At 61.5% G+C, this 3,263-nt stretch carries 5 protein-coding genes and 1 pseudogene; 2 read left to right on the top strand and 4 right to left on the bottom strand.

Translation table 11 applies throughout. The features are described 5' to 3' along the window. A partial coding sequence (locus MOV76_RS38690) for a helix-turn-helix transcriptional regulator (RefSeq protein WP_247266545.1) occupies positions 1-183 on the bottom strand: 183 nt, incomplete at its 3' end. Between the two features lie 91 nt (positions 184-274). Between MOV76_RS38690 and MOV76_RS38685 the strand changes: the two genes are divergently transcribed. Next, positions 275-1,165, top strand: coding sequence for an SDR family oxidoreductase (locus MOV76_RS38685; protein WP_115157276.1), 891 nt, complete (start codon positions 275-277; stop codon positions 1,163-1,165). A 98-nt stretch (positions 1,166-1,263) separates the two neighbouring features. Here the strand turns inward: MOV76_RS38685 and MOV76_RS38680 are convergent, their stop codons facing one another. Both MOV76_RS38680 and MOV76_RS38675 read right to left on the bottom strand, forming a co-directional pair. Beyond that, complete coding sequence (locus MOV76_RS38680; RefSeq protein ID WP_018447086.1) at positions 1,264-1,473, bottom strand: hypothetical protein; 210 nt, start codon at positions 1,471-1,473, stop codon at positions 1,264-1,266. A gap of 1 nt (position 1,474) precedes the next feature. After that, positions 1,475-1,668, bottom strand: a pseudogene (locus tag MOV76_RS38675) (hypothetical protein). Positions 1,669-1,863: 195 nt separating this feature from the next. On the opposite strand from MOV76_RS38675, the gene MOV76_RS38670 reads away from it, so the two are divergent. After that, positions 1,864-2,034 carry a hypothetical protein gene (locus tag MOV76_RS38670; RefSeq protein WP_247266544.1) on the top strand — a complete coding sequence of 57 codons (171 nt, stop codon included), beginning with the start codon at positions 1,864-1,866 and terminating at the stop codon, positions 2,032-2,034. 184 nt (positions 2,035-2,218) lie between these two features. Here the strand turns inward: MOV76_RS38670 and MOV76_RS38665 are convergent. Then, positions 2,219-3,263 (bottom strand): calcium-binding protein (locus MOV76_RS38665; RefSeq protein ID WP_247266543.1); only part of this gene is annotated, 1,045 nt, incomplete at its 5' end.

Here is a 3,263-nt window from a genome sequence, read left to right as displayed (position 1 = left end):
CCCCTGCTCCAGCCAGGTGTACCAGGTCGGGCTGATATTGGCGCGGCTCGCCACCGCCTCGCGCCGCAGACCCGGCGTGCGCCGCCTCTCCCCCGCAAAGCCAAGGGCGGCGGGATCGAGCCTGATGCGGCGACCCTTCAGATAGGCGCCGAGCCGGTTATCCGAGGTGACGAATTCACCCATCCTGTTAGCCTTTATACCATGATAATGTCACTACTTTACCATGATACAGGCAGAGCCGATATGTGTCTCCGGCAAAAACTGGAGATATCACATGCGCGTATTCGTCACTGGAGCCACCGGCTGGGTCGGCTCGGCCGTCGTCGATGAACTGATCGCCGCCGGCCACAAGGTGCTCGGCCTCACCCGCTCCAACAAAGGAGCGGATCAACTGGCGGCTGCCGGTGCCGAAGTCCATCACGGCACGCTCGACGATCTGGAAAGCCTGAAGAGCGGCGCCGCGGAGGCGGACGCCGTGATCCACACCGCCTTCAACCATGATTTCTCGAAATTCGCCGAGAACTGCGCCGCCGACTGGCGCGCCATCGAGGCGCTCGGCGAAGCCCTCCAAGGCTCCGATCGTCCGCTGCTGGTCACGGCCGGCCTCGGCTTTGCCCCCGGCCGCGTTGGCACCGAGAAGGATCCGCCCATGCCGACGTCTGAGACTTACCCTCGCGCCTCCGAAATCACCGCGGTATCGCTTGTCGCCCGCGCCGTGCGCGCCTCCACCGTCCGGCTCCCGCCCTCGGTGCATGGCCATGGCGACCACGGCTTCGTGCCGATCCTGATCGATTTGGCCCGGCGCAAGGGCGTCTCAGCCTATATCGGCGAAGGGCAGAACCGCTGGCCGGCGGTGCACCGGCTCGATGCCGCCCGGGTCTATCGGCTGGCGATCGAGCGCGGCGCCGTCGGCGGCCCGTTCCTGGCAGTCGCGGAAGAGGGAGTTCCCTTCAGGCAGATCGCCGAGCTCATCGGCCGGCGGCTCGATGTGCCCGCCGTCTCGCTCTCACGGGAAGAAGCAATCGAGCATTTCGGCTGGTTCGGCATGTTCGCCGGCTTCGACGTCCCGACCTCGAGCGAGCATACCCGCGCACTGCTCGGCTGGCAGCCGCAACAGCCCGGCCTCCTCGCCGATATCGACCATCCCGCCTATTTCGGTGGGTAGGAACCGTGTCCGCATATAAAAATGGAGCATTTCCGTGACTGGAGAAAACGGAAATGCCTCCCGGCTTGGCTCGTCAGGAGAACCAGCGACAGCCCGAGCTAGTGCGACCGGCTCTCGTTCCTATCGGCGGGATCGTAATTAATGTCCCAATCCTTCTCAGGCTTTTTCTTGCCGGGCGGGTTCTTGTTTACCGTCGCATCCTCGGAGCCGGTGATGACGGTCGGCTTGGCGCTGGCGACGCCGGTGCTCTTCCGGTCGGCCCGCGACTTGGCGAACTGGCCGGTCGCGTCTTTCTCGGGGTTGGCCATGTCAATCGCCCTTCTGCTTCAGCGCATCGCCGAGATCTCTGGTCTCGGGGTCGCGATTGTTTTCGCCATGCGCGTCACGGTCGCGATCCGGATCATCCTTGGCCTGCCGCGAGGCTTATTCCCCCTCGGCCCTTCCCAGCGGGGTGACTGGTCGGTCGTGCCGGGGGCGCCGTCTTTCGGTGTCGTCATGCCCATGTTCGTTTCTCCATGTTGAATTCGAACAACAGGCAAAACCCCGAACTGTTCCCGCCCAGTCTCACAAATGCCAGCCAGTCGGCCGATCTTTTGTTCTCACCGAACAGCCAGCCCCGGCGGTTGGCGCAGAAAAATATGGAACAGTGTCGGCCTCCATCGGTTGACCACAGGTCGACCTCAAATATGGAGCCGAAAATGAGCAAGACCAACGCCCGTGAACTTCAGAAACGCGCCGAACTGCAGGTCAAGAACACCAGCGCCGGCGGACACCTCGGCGGCACCTATTTCGGCCAACAGCCGGACGGAAAAACCGCCTCGGACAGCAGCAATGACAGCGCCAAGGCACGGCCCAACGACGGCAATTGAGGTCGGCAGGCTGCCGCAACGCGTGTGACCTGATGCTATCCACCACCCGATGAATCCGTCGCGCCCAGCGCGCTGGGCGCACAAACGTCCGAGACCTCCCCGTCAGGCCCGAGTACGTACGCCGCAGGCGAGGTCTCCATTGGGCTGCGTCTGCGGTGAATGCTGGTCGTGATTACAGACCGCCTCAGCTAAACAAGAAGTCGCCCGAGTTGAAATTTGTAAGCCCGCTGAGGGTGGTGATGTTGTCGAATTCAGCAACCAGCACCGCGCCGCCGGCTGAACTTGGGTTCTGATCATAGTAGACCGCCGCATGGCCGAGATCCGTGTTATGGAACACGAACAATGCCCCTGTGGTTATGTTGCTGTAACCATTGATGGTGCTCTGGACGGTTGCGTTCGTGACGCTCACGTCCGTTTTGACGGCAACCTCCGTTCCGGCAACATTGATCGTGCCGTTGTTTCCCACCTTCACATTGTCCACGTTTGTATTGTTGTTGCCGACGGCGAACTCGAACGTGCCGCCTCCGACGTCCAACTGGAACCTGTCCACGGTTGTGTTATTCGTCCCAGCGTTGAAGTCAGTCATATGGTTCGTGGTGGTGGCAAACTTTTGGAAAAAGAAGGTATCATTTCCCACGCCCCCGGTCAGGGTGTTGTTGCCAGCACCACCGTTTAGGGTGTCGTTGCCGTCTTGTCCGAAAAGAGTGTCGTCACCTCCGAGCCCGAACATCATATCGTTACCGCCACCGCCGTAGAGCATATCGTCGCCCGTTCCACCGGTCGGATTGTCCACTGAGTTGCCATTGCCACCGGTGATAATCGTGAACGTCTCGGTCTTTTCGAAGGCCGGGCCTATAGGATCACCGGTCTGCGTTGCCGTTACCGTCACTGAAAATGTACCGTTCGTCGATAGCGCATCCGAATGAAGCGTATTGTCGGTAATCGAAAACAAGCCCGGATTCGACTGCGAGGCAATGCTGAAGCTGAATCCACCTGCGTCGGGATCAGTCGCCGTCAGCAGCCCACTGAACTCAAAACTATTGAAGTTAACGCTATCCGCCGGAACGACAGGCGTCAGCTTAATGTCGGTCGGCGCCTGCCTAGCTGGACCATCATCTGCGCCGGTGATGGCGACGACGATGTTGTGGCTGGCCGTGCCGTCGAGCGAGCTGACGCTCAGCGTGTCGCTGACGGCGTCGCCCTGGTTGAGCGCCTGCGTCGCGGCCCGG

The organism is Rhizobium sp. PRIMUS64 (genome assembly GCF_023006465.1).
GTDB classification, from domain to species: Bacteria; Pseudomonadota; Alphaproteobacteria; order Rhizobiales; family Rhizobiaceae; genus Rhizobium; species Rhizobium leguminosarum.
This window is presented reverse-complemented; position numbering and strand designations above follow the sequence as displayed.

What these genes read in the sequence shown, in the direction of transcription:
- MOV76_RS38685 (WP_115157276.1), top strand. Translation starts at nt 275, where the DNA reads ATGCGCGTATTCGTCACTGGAGCCACCGGCTGGGTCGGCTCGGCCGTC.
- MOV76_RS38680 (WP_018447086.1), bottom strand. Translation starts at nt 1,473, where the DNA reads ATGGCCAACCCCGAGAAAGACGCGACCGGCCAGTTCGCCAAGTCGCGG.
- MOV76_RS38670 (WP_247266544.1), top strand. Translation starts at nt 1,864, where the DNA reads ATGAGCAAGACCAACGCCCGTGAACTTCAGAAACGCGCCGAACTGCAG.